This is a genomic window from Noviherbaspirillum sp., assembly GCF_035254685.1.
Taxonomy (GTDB): Bacteria; Pseudomonadota; Gammaproteobacteria; order Burkholderiales; family Burkholderiaceae_D; genus Noviherbaspirillum.
The window spans coordinates 25,270-49,811 of record NZ_DATFAI010000026.1 but is presented as its reverse complement, the minus strand read 5'-3'; the positions used below and the strand labels follow the sequence as shown (position 1 = coordinate 49,811).

At 61.3% G+C, this 24,542-nt stretch carries 15 protein-coding genes; 13 read left to right on the top strand and 2 right to left on the bottom strand.

Annotated elements, in window-relative coordinates; translation table 11 throughout:
- The first annotated feature begins 38 nt into the window (after window positions 1-38).
- The gene (locus tag VJ698_RS13205) at window positions 39-1,982 is read left to right on the top strand and encodes an adenylate/guanylate cyclase domain-containing protein (protein ID WP_324103237.1); all 1,944 of its coding nucleotides are present in this window, start codon (window positions 39-41) and stop codon (window positions 1,980-1,982) included.
- Here the strand turns inward: VJ698_RS13205 and VJ698_RS13200 are convergent.
- Complete coding sequence (locus VJ698_RS13200; protein ID WP_324103236.1) at window positions 1,975-2,946, bottom strand: bile acid:sodium symporter family protein; 972 nt, start codon at window positions 2,944-2,946, stop codon at window positions 1,975-1,977. The genes VJ698_RS13205 and VJ698_RS13200 overlap by 8 nt on opposite strands.
- A 206-nt stretch (window positions 2,947-3,152) precedes the next feature.
- Here VJ698_RS13200 and VJ698_RS13195 point away from each other — a divergent pair, with 206 nt between their 5' ends.
- The 8 genes from VJ698_RS13195 to VJ698_RS13160 all read left to right on the top strand — a co-directional run bounded on the left by VJ698_RS13195 (window position 3,153) and on the right by VJ698_RS13160 (window position 14,684).
- On the top strand, window positions 3,153-4,064 hold the full coding sequence (locus VJ698_RS13195; protein WP_324103235.1) for a DMT family transporter: 912 nt from the start codon (window positions 3,153-3,155) through the stop codon (window positions 4,062-4,064).
- 1,089 nt (window positions 4,065-5,153) lie between these two features.
- On the top strand, window positions 5,154-7,997 hold the full coding sequence (locus VJ698_RS13190; RefSeq protein WP_324103234.1) for an adenosylcobalamin-dependent ribonucleoside-diphosphate reductase: 2,844 nt from the start codon (window positions 5,154-5,156) through the stop codon (window positions 7,995-7,997).
- 145 nt (window positions 7,998-8,142) lie between these two features.
- The gene (locus VJ698_RS13185) at window positions 8,143-9,429 is read left to right on the top strand and encodes an O-acetylhomoserine aminocarboxypropyltransferase/cysteine synthase family protein (RefSeq protein WP_324103233.1); all 1,287 of its coding nucleotides are present in this window, start codon (window positions 8,143-8,145) and stop codon (window positions 9,427-9,429) included.
- Window positions 9,430-9,644: 215 nt separating this feature from the next.
- Window positions 9,645-10,997, top strand: a complete 1,353-nt coding sequence (locus VJ698_RS13180) for a TrpB-like pyridoxal phosphate-dependent enzyme (RefSeq protein ID WP_324103232.1) — start codon at window positions 9,645-9,647, stop codon at window positions 10,995-10,997.
- 394 nt (window positions 10,998-11,391) lie between these two features.
- On the top strand, window positions 11,392-11,784 hold the full coding sequence (locus VJ698_RS13175) for a hypothetical protein (protein ID WP_324103231.1): 393 nt from the start codon (window positions 11,392-11,394) through the stop codon (window positions 11,782-11,784).
- 162 nt (window positions 11,785-11,946) lie between these two features.
- Window positions 11,947-13,116 (top strand): hypothetical protein, encoded by a 1,170-nt coding sequence (locus VJ698_RS13170; RefSeq protein WP_324103230.1) that lies wholly within the window; start codon window positions 11,947-11,949, stop codon window positions 13,114-13,116.
- A 111-nt stretch (window positions 13,117-13,227) separates the two neighbouring features.
- Window positions 13,228-13,722 carry a hypothetical protein gene (locus VJ698_RS13165; protein ID WP_324103229.1) on the top strand — a complete coding sequence of 165 codons (495 nt, stop codon included), beginning with the start codon at window positions 13,228-13,230 and terminating at the stop codon, window positions 13,720-13,722.
- 182 nt (window positions 13,723-13,904) lie between these two features.
- Window positions 13,905-14,684: a DUF4124 domain-containing protein gene (locus tag VJ698_RS13160; protein ID WP_324103228.1), complete on the top strand. Its 780-nt coding sequence runs from the start codon at window positions 13,905-13,907 to the stop codon at window positions 14,682-14,684.
- A gap of 143 nt (window positions 14,685-14,827) precedes the next feature.
- On the opposite strand, the gene VJ698_RS13155 is transcribed toward VJ698_RS13160, so the two are convergent.
- Window positions 14,828-15,955, bottom strand: coding sequence for a porin (locus VJ698_RS13155; protein ID WP_324103227.1), 1,128 nt, complete (start codon window positions 15,953-15,955; stop codon window positions 14,828-14,830).
- Window positions 15,956-16,462: 507 nt separating this feature from the next.
- Here VJ698_RS13155 and VJ698_RS13150 point away from each other — a divergent pair.
- The 4 genes from VJ698_RS13150 to VJ698_RS13135 all read left to right on the top strand — a co-directional run bounded on the left by VJ698_RS13150 (window position 16,463) and on the right by VJ698_RS13135 (window position 24,459).
- Entirely contained in the window at window positions 16,463-17,359 is an 897-nt protein-coding gene (locus tag VJ698_RS13150; protein WP_324103226.1) for a DMT family transporter, read from the top strand.
- Window positions 17,360-17,759: 400 nt separating this feature from the next.
- Window positions 17,760-19,346, top strand: a complete 1,587-nt coding sequence (locus tag VJ698_RS13145; RefSeq protein WP_324103225.1) for a diguanylate cyclase — start codon at window positions 17,760-17,762, stop codon at window positions 19,344-19,346.
- A gap of 278 nt (window positions 19,347-19,624) precedes the next feature.
- Window positions 19,625-21,760, top strand: coding sequence for a sensor histidine kinase (locus VJ698_RS13140; protein ID WP_324103224.1), 2,136 nt, complete (start codon window positions 19,625-19,627; stop codon window positions 21,758-21,760).
- 170 nt (window positions 21,761-21,930) lie between these two features.
- The gene (locus tag VJ698_RS13135) at window positions 21,931-24,459 is read left to right on the top strand and encodes a two-component system response regulator (RefSeq protein ID WP_324103223.1); all 2,529 of its coding nucleotides are present in this window, start codon (window positions 21,931-21,933) and stop codon (window positions 24,457-24,459) included.
- Window positions 24,460-24,542: the final 83 nt, after the last annotated feature.

Genomic DNA, 24,542 nt, shown 5'->3' with positions numbered 1-24,542 from the left:
GATTTCATGGGCATATATTTGCGGGACAGGACACTAACATGCCGCGCTCCTTTCACTCCCTCGGCCTGTACAGCATGGTGGTGCTGGTATGGACTGCACTCTTCGCACTCGGTCTCACGCCATGGTGGGAACGCGTCGAGGAAAACAGTTTCGACTGGCTGACCGTCGCGACATCGCCCGCCGTGGCCGACAGCCCAATCACCATTGTCGGCATCGACGAGCCGAGCTTCGCGGAATTCCAGCAGCAGTGGCCGTGGCCGCGCGCCATGCATGCGGAACTGATCGATCGCCTCAAGGAACAGGGCGCGAAGGTGATCGCGTTTGACGTCGTGTTCGCCGAGCCGTCCGCGCCCGCGCAGGACCGGCGTCTTGCGGAGGCGATCCGCCGCGCAGGCAATGTCGTGCTGGCCGCCGACTGGGAGCAGCGCGAAGACGCGCATATCGAACAGCAGCGGGAGATCCTGCCGTTACAGTCTCTGCTTGAGGCGGGTGCGACGACCGGCATCGCCAAAGTGCCCTTGTCCGGTTCCTGCATCCGCCGCTTCCCTGCGTTCGACAACGCCTTCGGCAAGGCGATCCTCGACGCCGCCGGCATCCCTGTCGATCCACAACGCCTGCCGCAACCCGGATTGATCCGCTATGCCGCCCCGCCGCAGGGCTTTTCCTACGCGTCGTACTACCAGGCGCTGCATCCGAAACAGTTCCTGCCGCGCGGTTTCTTCAAGGACCGCATCGTGCTGGTCGGCATGGTGCTCGACGACAGCCCGCAGCTCCAGGCCGACATGTATTGCACGCCTTATTCCTGGCGCAACATGCGGCGCATGCCCGGCGTGGAGATCAACGCCAACGTGATCGATGCGGCCATGCGCGGGCGGGTGCTGGGAGAAACCGGGCAGGGCGCGCGCGCCGCATTGCTTGCCGGCCTGATGCTGCTGTCGCTGCTGGCCTTCCGGCAGTGGTCTCCGCGGCGGGCCGGCCTGCGCCTGCTGCTGCTCGGCGGGGCATGCATCGTGACGGCAGCGGGCCTGTTTGTGTACGCAGATCTCTGGTGGCCGTTCTTCGCGCCCCTGCTCGGACTGTTCCTGACATGGCTGCTGTTCGGCGCCGCCGCATTCATCGAGGAGCGCCGCAAGCGTACCGAGATCCGGCGCGCCTTCGGCCATTATGTGTCTTCCGCCGTGATCGATCAGATGCTGGCGCATCCCGAGCAGTTGCGGCTCGGCGGCGAGCGGCGCGAGATCACCGTCCTGTTCACCGATCTGGCCGGCTTCACCTCGGTCTCCGAAAAACTGCAGCCGGAAGAAGTGGCCGAGATGCTGAACCTCTACCTCACCGCGATGGGCCGGATCATCCTCGATCATGGCGGAACGCTCGACAAGTTCATTGGCGACGCGGTGATGGCGTTTTGGGGCGCGCCCCTGCTGGATGCGGACCATGCCTTGCACGCCTGTCGCGCAGCGCTGCAGATGCAGCAGGCGATGGATGCGGTCAATGCTACCTTGAAGCAGAAAGGCCTGGGCAACCTGTCGATGCGTATCGGCATCCACACAGGCAGCGCGGTGGTGGGCAACATGGGTTCGGTGGAGCGCTTCGATTACACCGCGATCGGCGACACCGTCAACCTCGCATCACGGCTGGAAGGCGCAAACAAGCTGTACGGCACTGGCATCCTGCTCAGCCATGCCACGGTCGATGCACTGCAGGGGGATATCGCGTGCCGGCCGATCGACAAGATCTGCGTCAAGGGCAAGCGCGAACCGATCGAGGTTTACACCTTCGGCATCGTGTCGCAGGACAATGACGCCGCGATACAGGCGTTTCGCCGGCAGGATTGGGAGGCATCCGAGCGACTGTGGCAGCGCGTGCTGCACGATTGCCCGTCCGACCCGGTCGCGCTGCTCTACCTGGAACGCATCGCCGCGTTGCGTTCAAGTCCGCCTGTGCCGGACTGGGACGGATCGATCGCGCTCGACGTCAAGTGAGGCCGGAGCGGCGCGCGTAGCGCTGCGCCAGGATCGAACAGGTCATCAGCTGGATCTGGTGGAACAGCATCAGCGGCAACACCATCATGCCGATGGCATGTCCTGCGAACAGCACCTTCGCCATCGGCACGCCGCTCGACAGGCTCTTCTTCGAGCCGCAGAATACGATCGTGATTTCATCCTGGCGGCTGAAGCCGAGGCGGCGACTGCACAGCGTGGACACAACCAGCGCGATCGCGAGCAGCAGCACGTTGACGATGACGAGGCCGGCCAGCGCGTGCCCCGGCAGCTGGTGCCACAGTCCCTGGTTGACGGCGTCACTGAATGCCGTGTAGACCACGAGCAGGATTGAACCCTGGTCCACCACGCGCAGTTTCGATTTGTTCCGCTCGACCCAGCCGCCGATGTGCTTGCGCGCCATCTGGCCGGCGACGAAAGGCAGCAGCAGTTGCACCACGATCGTCACGATTGCGCCAAGCGAAAAATGGCTCGCGCCCGTGCCCGCGAACAGCAGGCCGACCAGCAGCGGTGAAATGAACATGCCGAGCAGGTTCGATGCCGAGGCACTGCACACCGCAGCAGGCACATTGCCGCGCGCCAGCGAGGTAAGTGCGATGGAAGACTGGATGGTGGACGGCAGCACGCACAGGAACAGGATGCCAAGATAAAGCTCCGGCGTGACGAGCTGCAGCATGATTGGTTTCAGCAGCAGGCCGAGCAGCGGGAACAGCATGAAGGTGCTGGCAAGCACGACAAGGTGCAGCCGCCAGTGCGTCAGTCCGGCGACGACGGACTCGCGCGACAGCTTCGCGCCGTGCAGGAAGAACAGCAGGGCGATCGCGATGACTGTGGCTGCATTGAAGGCTTTGGCAATCGTGCCGCTGCAGGGAAGCACGCTCGCGACCAAAACGGTGAAGGCAAGCGAAAGCGTGAAATTGTCGGGGAGGTAAGTCGGACGGGCCATCTGAGTCTGTCGAAAAGCGGCGCGATGCGTGGTTCAATTCCGGTGGTTCGATTCCGCTTCACTGGAACCCTGTCATGCATCGGCGTTGAATGCGCGGAGGATGGCACTCTACCATGAGCGCAAGCGGGCTGCTGGCGCCTTCGGTGCTGCGCAGCAGGCCCTTGCGAATCCGGCTACACTCGATCCTTATTCGAGATGCCTTTCCGATGACTCCACCCGCCGCTTCATCGACGCCGGCCGACGGCCGCTACGACACACTGCTCGCCTGGTTCTTCGTGATTGTCTGGGGTTCGGGCTACCTCGCCACCAAGGCCGGGTTGCATTACGCGGCGCCGTTTACCTTCCTGTCGCTGCGCTATGCTTTCGGCCTGCTGTGCCTCGTTCCGCTGCTGGCCGTCGCGCGCCCTGCGTGGCCTGCCAACTGGCGCGAATTTCTTCACGTCTGCGTGGCGGGCCTGCTGATGCATGCGGTCTACCTCGGCGGCAGCCATTACGCACAGTACCTCGGCATGTCGGCGGGCGTCACGGCGCTGACGCTCGCCACGCAGCCGCTGTTCACCGCCGCGTTTGCACATCATGTGATGCGCGAGCGGCTGGGATGGGTGCAGTGGCTCGGCATCGCGCTCGGGCTGGCCGGCGTGATGCTGGTGGTGTGGCACAAGATCAACCTGCATGCGGTCACCTTGTCCAGTCTGTTCGCGGTCACCGTTTCGCTTATCTCGATCACCGTCGGCACGCTCTACCAGCGCACATTCTGCAGGAGCGTCGACCTGCGCAGTTCTTCCTTCATCCAGTTCGCCGCTTCGTTGCTGGTGCTGGCACCGCTGGCCTGGCGGGTCGAGGGATTTGTGGTGCACTGGAGCTGGCAGCTGGTGGCGTCGATCGTATTCCTGGTGATCTTCGCATCGATCCTTGCGCTCAATGCGCTGCACATGCTGATGCGGCGCGGGCACGCTGCCAAGGTCACCAGCCTGCTGTTCCTCACGCCGATCATCGCGGTGTTCCTCGAATGGATCATGTTCGATGTCGTGCCGGGCTGGCTGGGCGTCGCCGGCATTGCCGTGACCTGCGCCGGCGTGGCGCTGGTGTCGGCGCGGCGCGGGCGAGCGGCTGGTTGAGCGAGTAGTTTAGGGCGCGCTGTTGTTACCTCGATCACGCTTTTCGGAGGGCGTGTCGCGGCTGCGCCAATGCTGTGGTTTTCACGCCAAAAATTTCTTGCGGGCATCACGGGCTCACGCTATATTGAACTCACGCATTCAACAAACCGAGTGCGGATGCACGAGCAGATTCGCCAACTGTGGTCACTTTCCAGATAGGACTGGGCAACAGGAATCTACTCCTGCATCACCATCGCAAGCTCGCTCCGGCGGGCTTTTTTTATGGCCGTCGACATCGTGCCGGACAGAAAAACCCTTGGCGAAATGGGTTATTTGGGGGCTATATCCAAATTTGTAACTTCGGTGTAATATTCCTCGCACAAAAAAATCCACCGACGGATGGAGAAGGAGACACGGGGAGCCCGCGAGGTGAAAACCTTGCGGGCTTTTCTTTTTCCGGCGAGATATAAGTTTTCCGTATAACCATTATCACCACAATAAAGCGGACACCCCGAGGGGGCAGCAGTATAGTGTCTCTGTCTCCTCCAACTCTCCTAGAATTGGATTTGCCCGCTACCGCAAGGTCAGCGGGCTTTTTTTTGCCTGTTCCTTTCCCGCGCCGTCCCGCACCCCGGGTTCCCCGCCCGAAGAATCCGCCTGCAACAGAAGACAGAGAAGGTGGATGACGCGGACCCGTTCGGCGGCTAAAATCAGTTGCACTTCCAGTACGGAAAATCTTGCCGCGATGCACAATTTGCCCCTCTTCGGGGCGCTGGCATTCAGGCAGGAAATGCTTGATCTGGATCAAGGTGACATCGTTTTGGCACTCGCTAGAATGACTCCGGCCCTGCCGGAATCGAGTACCGTTGCGAAGTCGATTTTCACGGTCGATCGATCGGCCCAAACCCCGCTACCAGGACTAGAGTGATTTCATGATTGCGATCCGGCTTTCCATTCGCACGACTGTCCTGGCCAGCAACACGATTACCTGTCACTCCGCACCTTGATGAAATGGCACGCCGTCACATCACAGGTGCATCGACACCAGAACCCACAACACGTTTATATTCGATCGGCCGGCGCAGCAGCGCCGGTTCCAAGGAGTCATACATGCATAAACTAGAAAGCGCGGCCATCGCGCTCGCCGAGCCCCAAGACATCTCTACCGAAGTCCTGATCGAAAAGTACGCCAAAGGCGAAGAGACAACGATCGAGCAGGTCATCACGCGCGTGTCCAAGGGCCTGGCCGAGGCCGAGGCGCCGAAGATGCGCAAGAAGCATGCGGAAGACTTTATGTGGGCGATGCAGCACGGCTTCATCCCCGCCGGCCGCGTCAGCAGCGCCGCCGGCACCGGCCTGGCGACCACGCTCATCAACTGCTTCGTGCAGCCGGTCGGCGACTCCATCACCGAGGACGACCACGGCAAGCCGGGCATCTATACCGCGCTGGCGCAGGCCGCTGAAACCATGCGCCGCGGCGGTGGCGTCGGCTACAACTTCTCCGCTATCCGTCCCAAGGGCGCGAAGGTGAAGGGCACCGGCAGCAGCGCCTCCGGCCCGATCTCCTACATGAAAGTGTTCGACCGCTCCTGCGAGACGGTGGAATCCGCCGGCGCGCGCCGCGGTGCGCAAATGGCCGTGCTGAATGTCGACCATCCCGACATTCTCGACTTCATCACCGTCAAGCAGGAGAAGGGACAGCTCAACAACTTCAACGTGTCCGTCGGCGTCACCGATGAATTCATGCGCGCCGTGGAAGCGGACAGCGAATTCGAGTTGTCGCATACCGTCGAGCCGAATGCCGACTTCTTGGACAAAGGCGCCTACCAGCGCGAGGACGGCAAGTGGGTCTACAAGAAGGTCAAGGCGCGCGAGATCTGGGACCTGATCATGAAGAGCACCTACAACGCCGCAGAACCGGGCGTGCTCTACCTCGATCGCATCAACCAGGAAAACAACCTCGCCTACTGCGAGCGCATCGAAGCCACCAATCCCTGCGGCGAGCAGCCGCTGCCGGATTACGGCTGCTGCTGCCTCGGCAGCCTCAACCTCACTGCCTATGTCGAAGAGCCCTTCAGCGAAGGCGCGAAATTCAACTTCGACATGCTGGCGAAAGTCACCAAGATCGCCGTGCGCATGCTCGACAACGTGCTCATCGCAACCCGGTGGCCGTTGCCGGAGCAGGCCCGCGAAGCGGATGCCAAGCGTCGTCTCGGCCTTGGCTTCACCGGCCTGGGCGATGCGCTCATCATGCTCGGCCTGCGATATGACACCGAAGAAGGCCGCGCGCTCGCCGGCGACATCTCGCGCGTGATGCGCGATGCGGCGTATGAAGGATCGATCGACCTCGCCAAGGAGCGCGGCGCGTTCCCGCTGTTCGACGCCGAGAAATATCTCAACGGCGGTTTCGCCTCGCGTCTGCCGGACGCGCTGAAGGAAGAGATCCGCAAGCACGGTATTCGCAATTCGCACCTGACCTCGATCGCGCCGACCGGCACCATCTCGCTCGCCTTCGCGGACAATGCCTCCAACGGCATCGAGCCGGCCTTCTCCTGGTTCTACAACCGCACCAAGCGCATGCCCGACGGCAGCAAGAAAGACTACACCGTCGAGGACCACGCCTATCGCGTCTACCGCGCGATCGGCCGTGACACCGCGAAGCTGCCGGAAGCCTTCGTCTCCGCACTGGAAATCTCCGCCATCAACCACATGCTGATGGTGGCCGCCGTCGCGCCGTATATCGACGCTGCGATCTCCAAGACAGTGAACGTGCCGGAAGACTATCCGTACGAGGAATTCAAGGGCCTCTACATGGAAGCCTGGCGCAAGGGCTTGAAGGGCATCACCACCTATCGCCCCAACGGCGTGCTCGGCGCGGTGCTGTCCGTGCCCACCGCCAATCCGAATCCGCAGCCGGTCACGCTGTCCGAGCAGGACAAGCGCCTGGTGCTGAAGGAACTGGCGATGACGCCGCCGCTGGCCTCGCTGCGCTGGCCGTCGCGCCCGCGCCTGCCGGCCGGCGCTTCCGCCTGGATCAGTGAAATCATCGAGACCCCGCAGGGCGAATTCGCGGTTGCCGTATCCGACAAGGGCGGCGTGCCGTTCGAAGTCTGGGTGCTCGGCGGCCAGCCGCCGCGCGGCCTCGACGCGCTCGCCAAGACGCTCTCCACCGACATGCGCGCCAACGACCGCGCCTGGCTGCGCAAGCGCCTCTCGCTGCTCTCCAGCGCCTATGGTGATCCGTTCGACATGCCGATGCCGCCCAACGGCCAGCTGGTCCAGGTGCCGAGCGTCACCGCCGCCTTCGCCAAGCTGGTCGAATGGCGCTACAACCAGCTCGGCGCACTCGACAAGCTGGAGAACGAATCGTCGCCGGTGCTCAACGCGCTGTTCGCGCCGCACGAGCCCAAGACCGGCACCGACGGCACGCTGGCCTGGGTGGCCGACGTGCGCAACCCGGCCACCGAAGACGACTTCGTGCTGATGCTCAAGGAACTGCAGATGCCCGACGGCACGCGCCGCCCCTACAGCATGTGGCTCACCGGCGGCCATCCGCACACCCTCGACGGCCTGTGCAAGCTGCTCAGCCATGACATGCGCGTGGTCGATCCGGCATGGATCGGCATGAAGCTGCGCAAGCTGCTCAACTACGCGGAACCGCGCGGCGATTTCCTCGCCCGCGTGCCCGGCAGCGAGAAGCAAGTCAGCTATCCGTCGACCGTCGCCTACATCGCGCAGCTGGTGATCCATCGCTACGCCATGCTCGGCATCCTCACCGAGGAAGGCCTTCCGGTGAAGGCCATGGGCGTGGTCACCGACGAACCGGCGCATGTCGCCCGGCAAGCGCCCACCATCGCCGGCAAGTTGTGCAAGGAATGCGGCAACTCCACCGTGATCAAAAAGGACGGCTGCGAGTTCTGCACCTCCTGCGGCGCGATCGGCGCCTGCGGCTGATGCGGCACTGACCATCTCGTTCATACGAAGGAACGGATGCGGCGCGATGCAACACCAGCATCGCGCCGTATTCATCAGCAGGCCCGGCGCAACCGCCTGCGTCCCGACACCATGATTTGAAAACCACAGGAAGAAAAGGAAGACAATGAAGATTGAAACACTCGCCGTCCACGCCGGCTACACGCCGGAGCCGACCACCAAATCCGTCGCGGTCCCGATCTACCAGACCGTCGCCTACTCGTTCGACAACGCGCAGCACGGCGCCGACCTGTTCGACCTGAAGGTGCCCGGCAACATCTACACCCGCATCATGAACCCGACGCAGGATGTGCTGGAAAAGCGCATCGCCGCGCTCGAAGGCGGCGTCGCCGCGCTCGCGCTCGCGTCCGGCATGGCCGCGGTCACGTACTCGATCCAGACCATCACCGAAGCCGGCGACAACATCATCTCCGCCGGCACGCTGTACGGCGGCACCTACAACCTGTTCGCCCACACCTTCCCGCAGATGGGCATCGAAGTGCGTTTCGCCGACGCGCGCAAGCCGGAAAGCTTTGCGCCGCTGATCGACAGCCGCACCAAGGCCATCTTCTGCGAATCGATCGGCAACCCGCTCGGCAACGTCACCGACTTCGCCAAGCTGGCCGACATCGCGCACGCACACGGCATTCCGCTCATCGTTGACAACACCGTGCCCAGCCCCTACCTGTGCCGTCCGTTCGAATACGGCGCCGACATCGTCGTGCACGCGCTCACCAAGTACCTCGGCGGTCATGGCAACAGCATCGGCGGCGCCATCGTTGACAGCGGCAAGTTCCCCTGGGCGCAGCACAAGGACCGCTTCAAGCGCCTCAACGAGCCGGACGTTTCCTATCACGGCGTGGTGTACACCGAAGCGCTCGGCCCGGCTGCCTACATCGGCCGTGCGCGCGTCGTCCCGCTGCGCAACATGGGTGCCGCGATTTCGCCGATGAACGCCTTCCTCATCCTGCAAGGTGTTGAAACGCTGGCCCTGCGCATGGACCGCATCTGCGAAAACTCGCAAGCCATCGCCAGCTTCCTGAAGAACCATCCAAAGGTGGGCTGGGTCAACTACGCCGGCCTGCCTGACCATCCGGATCATGCGCTGGTGCAGAAGTACATGGGCGGCCGCGCGTCCGGCATCCTGTCCTTCGGCCTCAAGGGCGTGGACAAGGCTGATCCGCGCGCTGCCGGCGCACGCGTGCTCGACGCGCTGCAACTGTTCACGCGCCTGGTCAACATCGGTGATGCCAAGTCGCTCGTCACCCACCCGGCATCGACCACGCACCGCCAGCTCAATCCGGAAGAACTCGCCAAGGCCGGCGTGTCGGAAGACATGCTGCGCCTGTCGATCGGCATCGAGCACATCGACGACCTGATCGCGGATCTGGATCAGGCGCTGGCGAAGGCATAAGGCATCATCGCGCACACGTCAGTACGAAAAACGGCGGATCCCCTCCCCGTTGCAGGGGGAGGGTTAGGGTGGGGGTAGAGTTGTTGAGCGATCAATGGTGTCGGTTCAACCACTTCACCCCTCGCCGGGCGCCCCCATCCCAACCCTCCCCCTAAAAGGGGGAAGGAGCCCGCCAGCAGTGATTCCAAACCGCTTGCCACCGATAGGACCACACCATGTCACAAACCAAGTTCCTGCTTCCCGAATCCGAGATCCCGACCCACTGGTACAACATCGTGGCCGATATGCCCAACCCGCCCGCGCCGCCGCTCGGTCCGGACGGCAAGCCGCTGACGCCCGATGCGCTGGCCGCCATCTTCCCGATGAGCCTGATCGAGCAGGAAGTATCGGCGGAACGCTGGATCAAGATCCCCGAGAAGGTGCGCGAGATCTACCAGCTCTGGCGTCCCACGCCGCTATTCCGCGCGCATCGCCTCGAAGCCGCGCTCGGCACGCCCTGCAAGATCTACTACAAGTTCGAAGGCGTCTCGCCGGCCGGCTCGCACAAGGTCAACACCTCCGTCGCGCAGGCTTATTACAACGCGGAAGCCGGCATCAAGCGCATCGCCACCGAAACCGGCGCCGGCCAGTGGGGCAGCTCGATGGCGCTCGCCGGCCAAATGTTCGGCCTCGAAGTGCGCGTGTACATGGTGAAGGTCAGCTACTTCCAGAAACCCTATCGCCGCTCCATGATGCAGACCTGGGGCGCCGAAGTCTTCGCCAGCCCGTCGGATCAGACCAACGTCGGCCGCGCCGCGCTCGCGGAAAATCCGGAAAACCAGGGCTCGCTCGGCCTCGCGATTTCCGAAGCCGTGGAAGAAGCCGCCTCGCGCGCCGACACCAACTACGCGCTCGGCTCCGTGCTCAACCACGTGCTGCTGCACCAGACCGTGATCGGCCTCGAAGCGAAGAAACAGTTCGACCTCGCCGGTGATTATCCCGACATGATCTTCGCCCCCTGCGGCGGCGGCTCCAACTTCGGCGGCGCGGCCTTCCCCTTCTTCGCCGACAAGGCCGCCGGCAAGAACGTGCGCCTGGTCGCCGTCGAGCCGACCTCCTGCCCGACGCTCACGCGCGGTCACTACGCCTACGACTACGGCGACACCGCCAAGCTCACGCCGATGACGCTGATGTACACGCTGGGCCATGACTTCATGCCGCCGGGGATTCATGCGGGCGGCCTGCGCTATCACGGCGATTCTGCATTGGTGTCGCAGCTGTATCACGAGAAGCTGCTCGAAGCAGTGGCCGTGCCGCAGCTTGCAACCTTCGATGCCGGTGTTCGTTTGGCGCGTTCTGAAGGCATCATCCCCGCGCCGGAATCGAGCCATGCGATTGCTGCATGTATCGATGAGGCGCTGCGCTGCAAGGAGAGTGGTGAGGCAAAGACGCTGTTTATCAATCTCTCCGGGCACGGGCACTTCGACATGGGCGCGTATGACGCTTACTTCAGCGGGAAGCTGCAGGACTTTGCTTATCCGGAAGAGGCGATCAAGGCGGCGTTGGATCGGTTGCCGAAGGTGGGGTGAGCCCGATCAGCGAATGAAGAAGGGTGCGCATTGCGCACCCTTTTTTATGGTTCGCCGCGGCGTAAGACGAAGACTTCCCATATTGGTGAGATGGTTCGGATTGGCAAATGGGCGTTTAATTCCGAAGTGCGTATGTCGCGTGGCTTTGCGTAACGCTACCGTATTGAAACCAGCGCTCTTGTGTCTATGGCAATTGTGGCGATAGACTGTGTGACGTATTTGTCGTTTATTTAATGCTGTGTGGTTGCACAGTACCTCGTCGAAAACGCGCCGTTCCGAGCTTTTGCGTCGGATCGACTGTTGAAGATAGGTGGACAGCCGGTTTGGATAATCAGACAGGCGCTGTTCGTCTAAATAAAAAGTCAGATTTCACTGGGGCACACTGGAGGGATCCATGAAAATAGCCACCGCCCTTGTTTTGTTGGTGCTCATCGTAGTCTCGCCGGTTCGAGGAGAGGAACTGTGCGACATCGTGAAGGGCGCCGTCCTCTTGGCCCAAGACGATAAGAACACGTACCTCGGCCGCATCTCAAGCTCCTACGATTCGGAGTCCATCTTTAACGACTATGGGACGTATGGTAGCGAGTACAGCTCGTCATCAATCTGGAACCAGTACGCCACGTTCGGTAGCGAGTACAGCAGCTACTCTCCGCACAACGAATACACGTCCACGCCGCCGATGATTGTGAAGAACCGGAAGATTATCGGATATCTCTCGGCAAACAAATCAGTTCGTTCCTCCGTCTCTCCCAATCTCCTAAAGGCTCTTTGCAAAGAGGAGTTGTGAGCAGGTGAAATTTAACAGGTCGTTCGACGTGGACACGTATCGGCATTGTGCCGCAAGCCGTGTGCGTGAGCATAGTGTTGCGGCTCAACGCCGGTGCGTGCCGGTCAACCCCGACGTTAGACCTCATTAACCTCCCCAACCCGGTCTTAGAAGAAAGAATGTATGGCCATTGAATCACCTCTATTCCAAAGCTCCATGGAGCTTCTAGGTCATTCCATAACACACTTCAATGGCACAAGCGAACTTGACCGGAAGCTGGTAATTCTCCATCTTTCAAATTCTGTCGAGCTCCTCCTGAAGGACATGATTCTTGACAGTGGGGAGTCAATCTACAAGAACCCAAAAGAAACAATCACGATACACGGATGCATTGAACTTTTGGCTTCGAAGAAGGTGTCCGTACCGTTCTTAAACAAGCTTGAGCTTCTAATAGACGAGCGTAACGCACTCCAACACCGATTCGGTTCACCGAACGAACTTACGGCAATCTTTTACATGAATGTCGCCCTTGAGTTCTTTCGATCCATCGTCAAGCAGCATTACAGCCAAGATTTTGACGAGCTCATCGCTCAGTTCGCAGATGAGAAAGATCTCATTGCGCTCAAAATGCGAGAGCCGTCCAACGACTCCGAACTGGAGAATCTCAAGAAGCTCGGAAAAGTTCATCCTTTAGGCGCGCTATTGTCGGCGGTCGCGTATCTGGAGAAAACGATGCTTCAATTTGGCAGCAAAGTGGGCATTGGCGAGCGTTTAGGACCATTATTTCCTATTTCTGCGCGATACCTTGAACTCAACGGTATTGAACTGCCCGCAGGTCTCAGAGATAGGCTTGAAAACACAAGACGACTTCGTAATCAAGCAGCCCATGGCAGAGCCGAGCCAACCCGTGAAGACGTTGTTGCTGCGGTATCTTCCGTCGAAGAGTTGGAGGCATTTCTAGGCTCGCTGAACATCGATGACGCAAGGCAAAAGGTCGCTATCGCCAAAGAACAGCGAGAAGCCGAGCGTCCAAGCTATGAGAGCAGTCGTGTGCTGTTGCCGCCAGATCAATGGATGCATGAAACGCTAAAGAACTTCTTAATGGCCGATCCGGCGCTAGGTGGGAGACAGTTCATGATCGATGTGAAAGATTCAAATGTGTCGGTATCACATCTTCCCCAGCAACTTCCCGGTTCGGCTCGTGTGTATCAATACGCCTTCACGTTGAACGAGAAAGGTAATAACATTTCTAGCGAGGCAGAGCGAATTAAGGCGGAGATCCTAAAAGACTGCCTAGCTCAACGGGAAGACGGCAGCAAAGAAGCGAAAATACTCCCAACCGAGCTGACCTGAGCGAGCGTAGGTTGGGCTGCAAGGCCCAACCTTCAATCCGCTTGAGATTGATTGGCTTGGGCTTCCTTCGTCAGCCTAACCTACGCGCCAAATATAAAGTTGGAGCTTCCCATGAATCGGTCCCCTGAGAAGATAACGAAGTCAGACTTGAAGAATTTGCTATTGCTCGCAAAAACCGATGTCGATGACTTCTTCGAGCGTAAGCCAGAGTACCGAAAATTGTACCGAGGCAAAGAGGTCCTGATTGCCCTTTGCCAAGGTGCGGCGCTGCACTATGTCGACGGTGTCAACGGCATCAAAGATTTCGATGTATGGTTTTTCTATCCGAGGTACTCGAAGCAGTTGCCTTATCGTAGGCGCGGCACCGTAGACTTCGGTCCTTCCAAATTTGGTTCCTCTCCCAAAGATATCGGTTTTCGGGGTCGTAGAATTGATGTGCTAATGCGTTCGGATTCTGCGTTTTCGAACGGGTCTGCAGTCGAGGGGCTTGAGAGATATTTGTCCATGCCCAAAACTTCAACCGCTAAGCACTTGGCTCGCAAGGCAGTAGTCGGTCTTTACCCTGAATCTGTCTTCGGTAAGGTCTTGTGGTCGAAAAAACTTTAACCAGGATTTGCAGCGAGTATTAGCGAGCGTAGGTTGGGCTGCAAAGCCCAACATTCAATCCGCTTGAGCAAACATAGGGTGCGCTACGCGCACCGATTCGACCGCACCTTGCTTGAGAATGGTGCGTGGAACGCACCCTACGCTAGCTATGTACAAGGTATCTCCGACAACAAGAGAAACGGATGACACGATTCCTGATTGCTTGCTTATGTTCTTTTTCTACTCTCGCGTCTGCGCAGGTTTATAAATGCACGGACGAGCGGGGGAATAAAACATATTCCGACAAGCCCTGCGCCGAGCAGGGGCTTCGCAGCACGGGAGGAACCGCCATATGGACGGCCTTAAAACAGGTAGCCCCCTCCCTTTTAAACGCGGGGTTTTCCCCTATTGACGTCAAGAGGCTGCCATCGCCGCTTCATGACATCATGCGCATTTTCCTGTCTACAGGAAGGGCCGTGCCTGTCAAAGATCTTCCGGTAGCGGGACGGGTAATGCCTTCAGGGAGTGTGCCATCGATGACACAACGTCGGGAAGTCGCTCGACTCGCTGCCGAAAGCAACAATATTGTCGTTCTTTACGAAAGAGAAAAGGCGCGCCTTGATGCTGCGTATCCCTTCGCCTGCGATCGCGACGCGGAATGCATGAGGTGGAATTTCTCGGGAGTGAATAACATAAAGGCTGCCAAGTGGTGTGCCATAGTGCTCGTTGTCGGTGAAGACCTGTGGCGTGCGACGAAGAATGGGCCCTCCTGGGAAGAGTTTCTTGTCTGCGAAAACGGGGCAGGGGAAAATGTCATTTTTGCCCCTCCGCCTGGTATTCGGGATGCTGCCAACCCAGGCTTTGACAAGGATAGGCGCCCTAAGCGCCTCGAACCCGGTCAGATGAGGGAAGAGTCACCTGCCGCCAACGCTCCGGCAGCGCCGGATGATTACTATCCAGGGCCGATGCGAGGCAGGCGATAACCATCGCAGCAAGCGTAGGGTGCGTAGAACGCGCCCTACGCCAGCTGCCCCCCTATTTGCGTACTAGTCGGTGCTCGCCATGCCTGTGCCTTTGTCGCAGGCATATGTGCGCACGCTACCAAATACGCAAACAGCCTGGCCGGTTAGAAGAACAGGATGCCGCCCAAGGACACGCCGTTCATGCGGGCGGACGTGCCATTCACCGCTTTTGAGCGGGTCTGGCCTAATTCGCCCACCAGCGTGACGCTTTTGGTCAGCGCATAGTAGGAGCCGAGCGTGATGTTGCTGTTGGAGCGCAGGCCGGTCGTGTCTTCCTTGTTGCGGCTCATGCCGTAGCTGGCGCCGAGTTTCAGCTTGTCGCTGGTTTTGTAGGTCGCCTGCAGCAGATAACCCGTCGTGCGGATATCGCCCTGGTCTCCTTCGCTCAGGATGCCGAGGCCCTTGCCGGTCTGGACATTCGCGAGCAAGCCGAGCGCACCGGCAGTGTAGGAGCCGCCGATTTCAAAACCGCTCATCCGATACTCGCCGGCGAGGGCGGAGGTGTTGAACTTCTGGGTCTTTGTGCCAAACCAGGTCTTCAACCCATTCTGGCCGTAGCTGAGCTGCGCCTGCACCTGAGGCGTCGATCCGGCGCCGGCGCCAGCGGCATCGGCGCTGACCGGGCTGACCAAGGCGGCATCGACCTTGAAGCCGGTCGATGTCGGCGAGCTGTACGCAATCTGGCCGTAGGTGCCGAGGTAGCTATAGCCCGCGCCGATGTGGCCGAGCGTGACGCGGCCGCGTTGCGTTGCCTGTACCGGCGCGCCTGCGCCCAGCAGCGTCATGTCGCCCAGGATCGCGCCGGAACCGAAGATGCCATAGTCGCGGCCCAGTTTGAGAGTGCCGAGGTTGGCATTGCCGAACGAGAAAAACGCCTGACGCACGTCGACGCCGCTGTTGGCGGCAATCGCGCTGTCGGTCGCGGTGTGGGCCATGATGCCGATGGTACCGGCCACGTCGTATTCTCCCTGTTTCGATTTGACGCTCGTGATCAGTCCGTCCGGCAGCAGACCGTTGCCGATGGTGGTGCGGCTGCTTTGGCCGCCGCATCCCAGGGCACGTCCGGCAAGCGCGGTACCGCCGACCACGCCGTCCGAGCAGTTCACCGCCGTGTAGTAAGCGTTCACAATACCGCCGACCGAGACAGTCCATTCACCTGCCGGCATGTCGACCGCATAGGCCGCCTGGGTTCCGACAAGTGCAAAGCCTCCCGCCAACAATATTTTTTTCATTCATATCTCCCTTGATTAGTATTTAAAGATCGCCAGTTAATTGGCTTGCGGGCTATCGCAAATAGTGTGCCGACAAGCTGGCGCTCGGATTTGAGAGCCTGCAGGCGCCTGATCTCATGGCGGAGTCAATCGATTTCATGCCGCTGCGCGGCCCTGATGCGTCCTGCAAGCGGCTAAGGAGAGCGCCGCACGCAGGCGCATCAGGCACCGCTTGTTTGCGCCAGAGCCCTTTCCCGTCAGTGCAAAAGAGCGGCGTCCGATTGTGTAAATTTGGATCGGCTGGCAACAACAGTGCTCAAATTTCGATCAGTTCTCTGCTGTGAAGAACATCTGTGGAGCCGGGATCTGCCGCCGAAAGGCTGCGAGAAACGGCCGCCGAGGACTTGCTCTGCAGGGAAAGCGGAGAGCAAGATCAGAGTCAGGTCTTTCATTCAAGCAGAAGTGCGATTGATCGTCATACAATCACGGGTTCGACTCCTTCTTCGCCGACCAGTCAAGCGTCCTCCCATGAGCCACACCCCAAGCCGCCCAGTCGCCTACGGCTGCCTCGCCCTTTCCATGTCCCTCGTCGGCAGCTACGTCGCGCTGACGAAACCGCTGGCCATCGTCTTTCCTGTCTTCCTTCTGGCATGGCTGCGCTTCGGCATCGGCGGACTGGCGATGCTGCGCTGGCTGAAGAAGCCATCGAACGAACAGCCGATGTCGTGGCAGACGAAAAAGCTGGTGTTCCTCGAATCCTTCCTCGGCAATTTCCTGTTCACGATCTGCATGATCTCCGGCGTGCGCATGACGAGCGCGGTGTCGGCGGGCGTGATCATGGCGAGCATTCCGGCGGTGATTGCGTTGATGAGCTGGATCTTCCTGAAGGAGCGGATCGGGCCGCGCATCTGGGCGGCGGTGGCGTGCGGCGCGATCGGCATCGGCTTGCTGTCGCTGGCCAAGCCGGCGCATACGGCGGGCGATGGCCACGAGACGGTGTGGCTCGGCAATCTGCTCGTGTTCGCGGCGGTGCTGTGCGAAGCGTCTTATGCGGTGATCGGCAAGAAGCTGACCGCAGTGCTGAGCCCCAAGCGCATCAGCTCCGTCATCAACCTGTGGGGCTTCGTGCTGATGACGCCGCTGGCCTTCTCCATGGCGATCGGTTTCGACTTCGCGACGGTCGCGCCGGGGATGTGGCTGCTGCTGGTGTTTTACGGACTGGCGGCGAGCGTGTGGACGGTGTGGCTGTGGATGACGGGACTGAAGTCGGTGCCGGCTGCGCAGGCCGGTGTGTTCACCGTGATGCTGCCGGTGAGCGCCGCACTCGTCGGCGTGGTGGCGCTCGGCGAGACGCTGACCGGCGTCCAGATGGCTGCCTTCGCTGTTTCCCTGGCCGGCATTCTTCTCGCCACTGCGCCAGTGTGAGCACGCCACTACTTTTGGGCTTCGAATATTTAAAAACCAGAAGTGCATAACCAGGGCCAACACAAGACGATCCCTTTGAAGCACAGGCTCTTCATCAAGCTTACGCAGCACTGACATTCCCGCGCGGCCTGATCGGTTTGCGCAAAAATTTTTGCGCAGCAGGTCGCTGCATTTCAGGTATCCTCAACGCTAAGGTCCGCGGCTTGTAAAAGCGCTTGCCGCGGATCGATGAAGCAGTTCGAGACAGAACGACCCGTCCGCCACGGCCGCATAGTGCACCGTCATCGGAAAGGGGCGCATGTCTCGCTGAATCTCGAACTGATTGGCATTGGACGGTGCCCCCGCGACAGCGAGCGGCGGGCAGCGCGTACTGTGCCGGAAAGAGAGCCCAAGCAATAACATGCTCGCCTCGCTCGACCCTCATACCCTCGGCCTGGCCGTCTCAGTCGTCCTGTTCACAATCGCGATACTTGCGGTTTTCTATTTACTAACAACAAGAAGTTACCCTGGCAGCGAATGCTGGGCCGTGTCGCTCACCGTGCTGGCCTTCGCTTTCCTGTCCCTGCAGCTGCGCGGCCGCATTCCCGATATTGTCAGTGTCCTCGGCATCACTTACGGCACCTTTCTCAGCATGTGCCTGTTCTATGACGGGCTGGCACGCTTTCACGGGCGCAACGGGGGCATACGCCTGAACCCGATCAACCATGGCATGGCCTTGCTGGCGGCAGCCGGCATCCTGCTGCATTACGCATTCGCCGGTGCAGCCGCGAACGGGCGCGTGCTGTTGTTCCACGGCTTCCAGTTTTTCATTTCGCTGCGCATGCTGGCCATGATCGCGCAAGCGCGCAGCCCGAGCCAACGCGTGCCGTATGCGATGCTGTCCACGGTGTTCCTGATGGTCGCCTGCGTCTCACTGACGCGCATCTACCTGATCCTCAACGCGCCGCAAATCACGTCCCTGGTGCAGGAAGACCTCGGCATCCGGATGATGATGCTGATTAACATCGTGCTGGTGATCGTCCTGTGGTTCAGTGTCCTGCTGATTACGCATATGCGCATCGAGCGCGAGCTGGAAGAGGCGCGCAGCAAGGCCGAGTTCGCGGCGCGCACTGATGGCCTGACCGGGTTGAAGAACCGTCATCACTTCGAGGCGGAAATCCGGCGCGAAATCGAACGGGCGTCGCGCTACGGCCACCCGGTTTCGCTGGTGATGTTCGACATCGACCATTTCAAGCATGTCAACGACCAGCACGGCCACCTGGTGGGCGACGAGATCCTGGTGGAACTCGCGCGCCGCGTCAGCACCGTGACGCGCGCATCCGACCTGCTGTGCCGCTGGGGCGGCGAGGAGTTCGTGCTGCTGATGCCGGCCACGGATGACAATGCGCTCAAGGCCGCCGAAACGCTGCGCCGGCATATCGAGCAGCACGCATTCCCGCAGGTCGGCAAGATCACCATCAGCGCCGGCCTGGCGCAGCTGCGCCCGGGCGATGATCCCGCCAGCTGGATGCGCAGGGCCGACAATGCCCTGTACCGGGCCAAGTCGCGCGGGCGCAACCGGGTGGAAAAGGAAGCGTCCGATTTCACCTCGGCCTTGCCTTTGGCGCTGCAGTGGGTGCATGGCTTCACCTGGGGACATGCCACCATCGACGAGCAGCACCGCGTGTTGTTCGACAAGACCAACCGCCTGCTCGAACGCTGCGGCGGATCCGATACCGGGGAAGTCGTCGCCCTGATGGAATCCTTGCTCAATGAAACCGAGCGTCACTTCCGTTACGAGGAAGGCATGCTGAAGAAGGCCAGCTATCCCCGCCTGGCCGAACACGGCGCCGAGCACGCGCGGCTGTGCCGCGAGGGACGTCTGCTACTGGAGGAATTCCGCTGCGGCAGGGTGGCCTCGGGCGTGCTCTCGCATTTCGCCGTCAGCGACCTGATCCTCGGCCACATCTCCGGCGAAGACCTGGAGTATGTGTCGCATATCGGGTAACGAGCTTGTCGGTACTGCCCGCCCACGCATCCGCATCGACCGCGGCTCGCACTTGTCCGGGCCGTGAAACACTTCCGGACACCCCTGTCCGCACGGACTCCTCACCCATGTCGTAGGTCAAATCGCTCCTGAGAAGTTGGATTTAGGCTACATGTTGCAGAGACAAAAAACTGCGGGAATTCTTCGCCCGCAATGCTGCTATTTCTTCCTCATCAATGCCGGACGGATGCCGGCGAACCATCGACGGGGCGGGACCAGGACGATAGTGCGAGGCGTGTGTGAGTGCAAAGGGAAGTGGCTTTACGATCCGGACATCGCTTTCCGCGCTGGTGGTCACCTGCATCGTACCGACCCTTGTTACCACCATATTTCTGGTATTTCACGCCTATGACAGCGAACGCCTGCGCTCCGACCAGCGCAGGGTCGAAACAGCGCGCGCCCTGATGCAGGCGGTGGACCGCGAACTGTCGAGCGGGGAGGGCACGCTGGAGGCGCTGGCGACGTCGCCTTACCTGACTTCCGGGGACCTTCAGTCCTTCCGAGCCCAGCTGGAGGACGTGCAGCGTTACCGGCCAAACAACAATTTCGTGCTGAGCGACGGGAACGGGCAACAGCTCATCAACACCTTGCTGACACCCGGCAGCGTGCTTCCGCGGCATGGCAATCCTGAGCAGCTGCGCAAGGTGTTCGAGATAGGAAAACCGGTCATTTCCGACCTGTACCTGGGCGGTGTCACGCGGCGCCCGATCATCAGCATCGATGTACCGGTGATTCGCGGCAACAAGGTTGTCTATGACCTGTCGATGGGTTTCCAGCCGGCTTACCTCGGCGAAATACTGCAGGTGCAGCGCGTTCCATCGGACCGGCTCATCGCGATCTTCGACAGCAAGGGCGTGGCGGTGGCGCGCACCTGGCTGCCCGAGCGCTACGTCGGGCACATGGGCGCACCGCAGCTGGTAAAGCGGATGCAGGAAGTGGCCGAGGACAGCATCGACAATGTGTCGGTCGAAGGCATTCCCCTGGTGTCCTCGTTCAGCCGCTCTTCCGTCTCGAACTGGACCGTGGCGATCGGCGTGACGAAGCAAGCCAACCTGCACCAGCTCTGGCTCTCGATCGGCTGGATCGCCGGCGTGGCGGCGCTATCGATGCTGGCCGGCCTGGCGCTGGCGGCGCTCCTCGCCGAACGCATCCGCAGGCCGATCCACGCCTTGCAGGCACCGGCCGAAGCGCTGGGGCTGGGAAAGCCGGTCACGATGCCGACCTTGCGGCTGAAGGAAGCGAACGATGTCGCGCAGGTGCTCGTGAAAGCATCGCAGCTGCTGCGCCAGCGTACCGACGAGCGCGACCTGGCGGCCAAGGCGGAACGCGAGATGCGTACGATCAAGCAGCGCCTGGAGCACAGCGAGGCATTCCAGCGCCGCATTTTCGAGGAAGCGCCGAATGCCATCATCCTGGTGGAGCCGTCCGGCCGCATCGTGCGCGCCAACGCGGAAGCGGAGCGGGTGTTCGGCTACTCCGGTGAAGAACTGCTCCGTCTGCGCGTGGAGGACCTGGTGCCGGAGGAAAGCACCGGCCGTCACCAGGCGCTGCGCGAAAGCTACAGTGAGCATCCCGCGAGGCGGCCCATGGGCACGGATGGAAACCTGTACGGGCGACGCGCGGACGGGAGCGTTTTCCCGGTGGACGTGATGCTGAGCCCGCTGCAGCTGTCCGAAGGAACGCTGACCATCGCCACCGTGCGCGACATCACAGATCTGCGTCGCCACGAGGAGCAGCTCGGCAGCGCCCTGCGGGAGAAGGAAACGCTGCTGAAGGAGCTGTACCACCGCGTCAAGAACAACCTGCAGGTCATCGCCAGCATGATCAGCCTGCAGGAGCGGTCCATGGCCGGCGACGCGACACGCATCGCGCTGAAGGAAGCCGCCGACCGCGTCAGCGCCATGGCCCTGGTGCATGAAAAGCTGTACCAGTCCGGGAACCTGTCGTCTATCGCTCTGGACGAATACATAGCGGACCTGTGCAAGCGGCTGGGTGATGCCGCCGGCGCCGGCGAGCACGGCATCCGCCTGGACACCGAGGTGGAGGCGGTCCAGATAGGGCTCGACCTGGCCGTGCCGCTGGGGCTGGTGCTCAATGAACTGGTGTCCAATTGCCTCAAGCACGCCTTTCCCGGTGGTCGGCAGGGACGCATCCTTGTCCGCCTGGAAAGGATGGCGATGCATGCAATGCGCCTCACCGTCGCCGACGACGGCGTCGGCTTGCCTCCCGGCATGACGCCGGCGGCATCAACGACGCTCGGGCTCAAGCTCGTGACGGCCCTGGCCGCGCAGCTGGACGCGGAGTTTTCCCTGGAATCGCAGCAGGGAACGGTGGCGACGTTTACCTTCCCGATTCCCGGGCAGGAAAGGATATAGGGCCTGCCAATGAATACATTGCACACGTTTCCCGGCCATGGCGGCCGCACTGCGGCGCAAGAAACGCCTTGCGTTGCATCGCGCCATGCCAGGAAAAATGCACCACGTATTCCTTGTCAGGCGCATGGCATGAAACCGAGGCTGTCTCTTTTCAGCGCAAGGAGCGCTCCATGACGACCGCAGGAAGCATGAACGGCACGCCCGCCGCAGCGGCGGGGAAATCCTCGTCCCGCATCCTCATCGTGGAAGACGAGGCGATAGTGGCGCTCGACCTGCAGCTGCAGTTGCAGGACATGGGCTATACGGTGTGCGGCATTACCGACAACGGCGCCGAGGCCGTCGAGCGCGCGTGGGTGCTGCGGCCGAGCCTCATCCTGATGGACATCGTGCTCAAGGGCGACATGGATGGTGTGGCGGCGGCGGAGAAGATCAGCCGCGGCCTGCATATCCCGATCATCTTCCTGACCGCCTACAGCGACGCCGCCACCGTCGAACGCGCGGCGCGGACGGCATCCTATGGCTATCTCACCAAGCCGTTCCGCGTGCAGGAACTGCGCGCCGTGATCGCGGTCGCGATCTACAAGGCCGCGCTGGAGCGGCAGCTGCGCGACTCGGAACGCTGGTTTGCCTCGACCCTGCGCTCGGTCGCCGACGGCATCGTCGCCACGGACGAACAGGGACGGGTCCAGTTCATGAATCCAGCGGCCGAGGCCATGCTCGGCTGGCGTCTGAGTGACGCGCTGGGGCACGACGTCGCGGAGGTCGCGCCGATCGAGGACAAGCAGACCGGCGGCATGATGGAATCGCCGGCCAAGCGCGCGCTGCAGGAGGGCAGCGTGATCGGCATCGATTTCGGCACCATGCTGGTATCGCGCGACGGCAAGCGGCTGCCTATCGATGATTCCGCCGCACCAGTGCGCGACGAGGAAGGCAAGGCGCTGGGCGCCGTCATGGTGTTCCGCAGCGTGCACGAACGACTGGTGGCGGAACAGAAGCTCAGGCAGAGCGAAGAGCATTTCCGCAAGGTGTTCGACTTCGCCCCAGTCGGCATGGCGCTGGTCGGCCTGGACAACCAGTTCCTGCAGGTGAACGGCGCCATCTGCAGCCTACTCGGTTACGCGGAATCCGAGCTGCTCGGCGCGGATCAGGCCTACTTCAGTTTTCCGGATGAAGCGGAGGCCGAACGCGCCATTCTCGATGAAGTCGTGACCGGCAGGTCGCTCTCCTCGCAGTTCGAAAAGCGCTACCGCACGAGGGAAGGCAAGGTGGTCTGGACGCTGGTCAGCGTATCGCTGCTGCGGCAGAAGAACGAGCCGTTGTGCTACCTGTGGCAGATCCACGACCTCACCGAGCGCAAGGATGTGGAATACCGGCTGGCGCGCCTGGCGCATTACGACCCGCTCACCGGCCTGGCGAACCGTGCCTTCCTGAGCGATGAGATCGAGCGGCAGGTCCTGCTGGCGCGGCGCCACCATCAGCGCTTCGCGGTGGTCTTTCTCGACCTCGACCACTTCAAGCAGATCAACGACAGTCTCGGCCATGAGGCTGGCGACGAGCTGCTGCAGGCCGTCGCCCACAAGCTGAAAAGCGCAATACGCCAGATCGACACGGTGGCGCGCCTGGGCGGCGATGAATTCGTGATGCTGCTGACGGAAATCGGCACGATCGAGGATGTCCTCGTCGTCACCGATAAGCTGCGCACCGAATGCACGAAACCCATCCTGGTCGCGGGCCATGAGATGCATGTCAGCATCAGTCTCGGAGCGAGCCTGTATCCGGATGATGCGGAGGATGCGCGCACGCTGCTGCGCTACGCCGACAGCGCGCTCTATCATGCCAAGGCGGAAGGCCGCAACAACCTGCAGTTCTACCGGCCGGAGCTCATCGCGCGCCTGCAGCACAGGATGATGCTCGAATCCGGCCTGCGCTCGGCGCTCGAGCGCGGCGAGTTCGAGCTGCATTACCAGCCCATCGTTTCGCTTGCCGACGGCACCCCCCTCATGGCCGAAGCGCTCATCCGATGGAAACATCCGGCACTCGGCCTTCTGGTGCCGGATGCCTTCATTCCGCTCATCGAGGAAATGGGTTTGAGTTCGTCGGTCGGCGCCTGGGTCATCACGGAGGCCTGCCGCGCGGCCGCCGCCTGGCCAAGGCCGGCAGGCAGGGAGATCGCCGTATCGATCAATGTCTCGCCGCGCCAGTTCAAGAGCGGACTCCTGGTGCAGAGCGTGCAGAACGCGCTGCAGTCAACCGGCCTTGAGCCCGCCCGCGTCTGCATCGAAATCACCGAGCAGGCGCTGCTCGACCTGAACGAGGTCAATCAGTCGACCATCAAAGACCTGAAGAACCTGGGCGTGAAAATCGCCATCGACGATTTCGGCATCGGCTATTCCTCGCTGAGCTACATCAGCCGCATCGCGCCGTCGGAAATCAAGATCGACTGCTCGCTGGTGCGCGACATCGCCGTCAACCAGTCCGACGCGGCGATCGTCAGGGCCACCATTGTGATGGCGCATAGCCTGAACATGAAGGTGGTGACCGAAGGCGTCGAGACGCCGGTGCAGCAATCCATCCTGCAGAACGAAGGATGCGACATGGCGCAGGGCCATTTGTACGCATTGCCGGTGCCCGCCGCGGAATTCCAGGACTGGCTCGGACGGCAGGGCGCTGGCGTGCATTCCAGCAAGCCGCTGGCGTGACTGGAGCGCTATGACTGTCCACGGAAAACACGGAAGGCACGGAAATAGAAAAAATCTTCCGTGCCTTCTGTGTTTTCCGTGGA

Bases quoted from the DNA above. Each gene is read 5' to 3' on its own strand.
- VJ698_RS13205 (WP_324103237.1), top strand. From the start codon at position 39: ATGCCGCGCTCCTTTCACTCCCTCGGCCTGTACAGCATGGTGGTGCTG.
- VJ698_RS13200 (WP_324103236.1), bottom strand. From the start codon at position 2,946: ATGGCCCGTCCGACTTACCTCCCCGACAATTTCACGCTTTCGCTTGCC.
- VJ698_RS13195 (WP_324103235.1), top strand. From the start codon at position 3,153: ATGACTCCACCCGCCGCTTCATCGACGCCGGCCGACGGCCGCTACGAC.
- VJ698_RS13190 (WP_324103234.1), top strand. From the start codon at position 5,154: ATGCATAAACTAGAAAGCGCGGCCATCGCGCTCGCCGAGCCCCAAGAC.
- VJ698_RS13185 (WP_324103233.1), top strand. From the start codon at position 8,143: ATGAAGATTGAAACACTCGCCGTCCACGCCGGCTACACGCCGGAGCCG.
- VJ698_RS13180 (WP_324103232.1), top strand. From the start codon at position 9,645: ATGTCACAAACCAAGTTCCTGCTTCCCGAATCCGAGATCCCGACCCAC.
- VJ698_RS13175 (WP_324103231.1), top strand. From the start codon at position 11,392: ATGAAAATAGCCACCGCCCTTGTTTTGTTGGTGCTCATCGTAGTCTCG.
- VJ698_RS13170 (WP_324103230.1), top strand. From the start codon at position 11,947: ATGGCCATTGAATCACCTCTATTCCAAAGCTCCATGGAGCTTCTAGGT.
- VJ698_RS13165 (WP_324103229.1), top strand. From the start codon at position 13,228: ATGAATCGGTCCCCTGAGAAGATAACGAAGTCAGACTTGAAGAATTTG.
- VJ698_RS13160 (WP_324103228.1), top strand. From the start codon at position 13,905: ATGACACGATTCCTGATTGCTTGCTTATGTTCTTTTTCTACTCTCGCG.
- VJ698_RS13155 (WP_324103227.1), bottom strand. From the start codon at position 15,955: ATGAAAAAAATATTGTTGGCGGGAGGCTTTGCACTTGTCGGAACCCAG.
- VJ698_RS13150 (WP_324103226.1), top strand. From the start codon at position 16,463: ATGAGCCACACCCCAAGCCGCCCAGTCGCCTACGGCTGCCTCGCCCTT.
- VJ698_RS13145 (WP_324103225.1), top strand. From the start codon at position 17,760: ATGCTCGCCTCGCTCGACCCTCATACCCTCGGCCTGGCCGTCTCAGTC.
- VJ698_RS13135 (WP_324103223.1), top strand. From the start codon at position 21,931: ATGACGACCGCAGGAAGCATGAACGGCACGCCCGCCGCAGCGGCGGGG.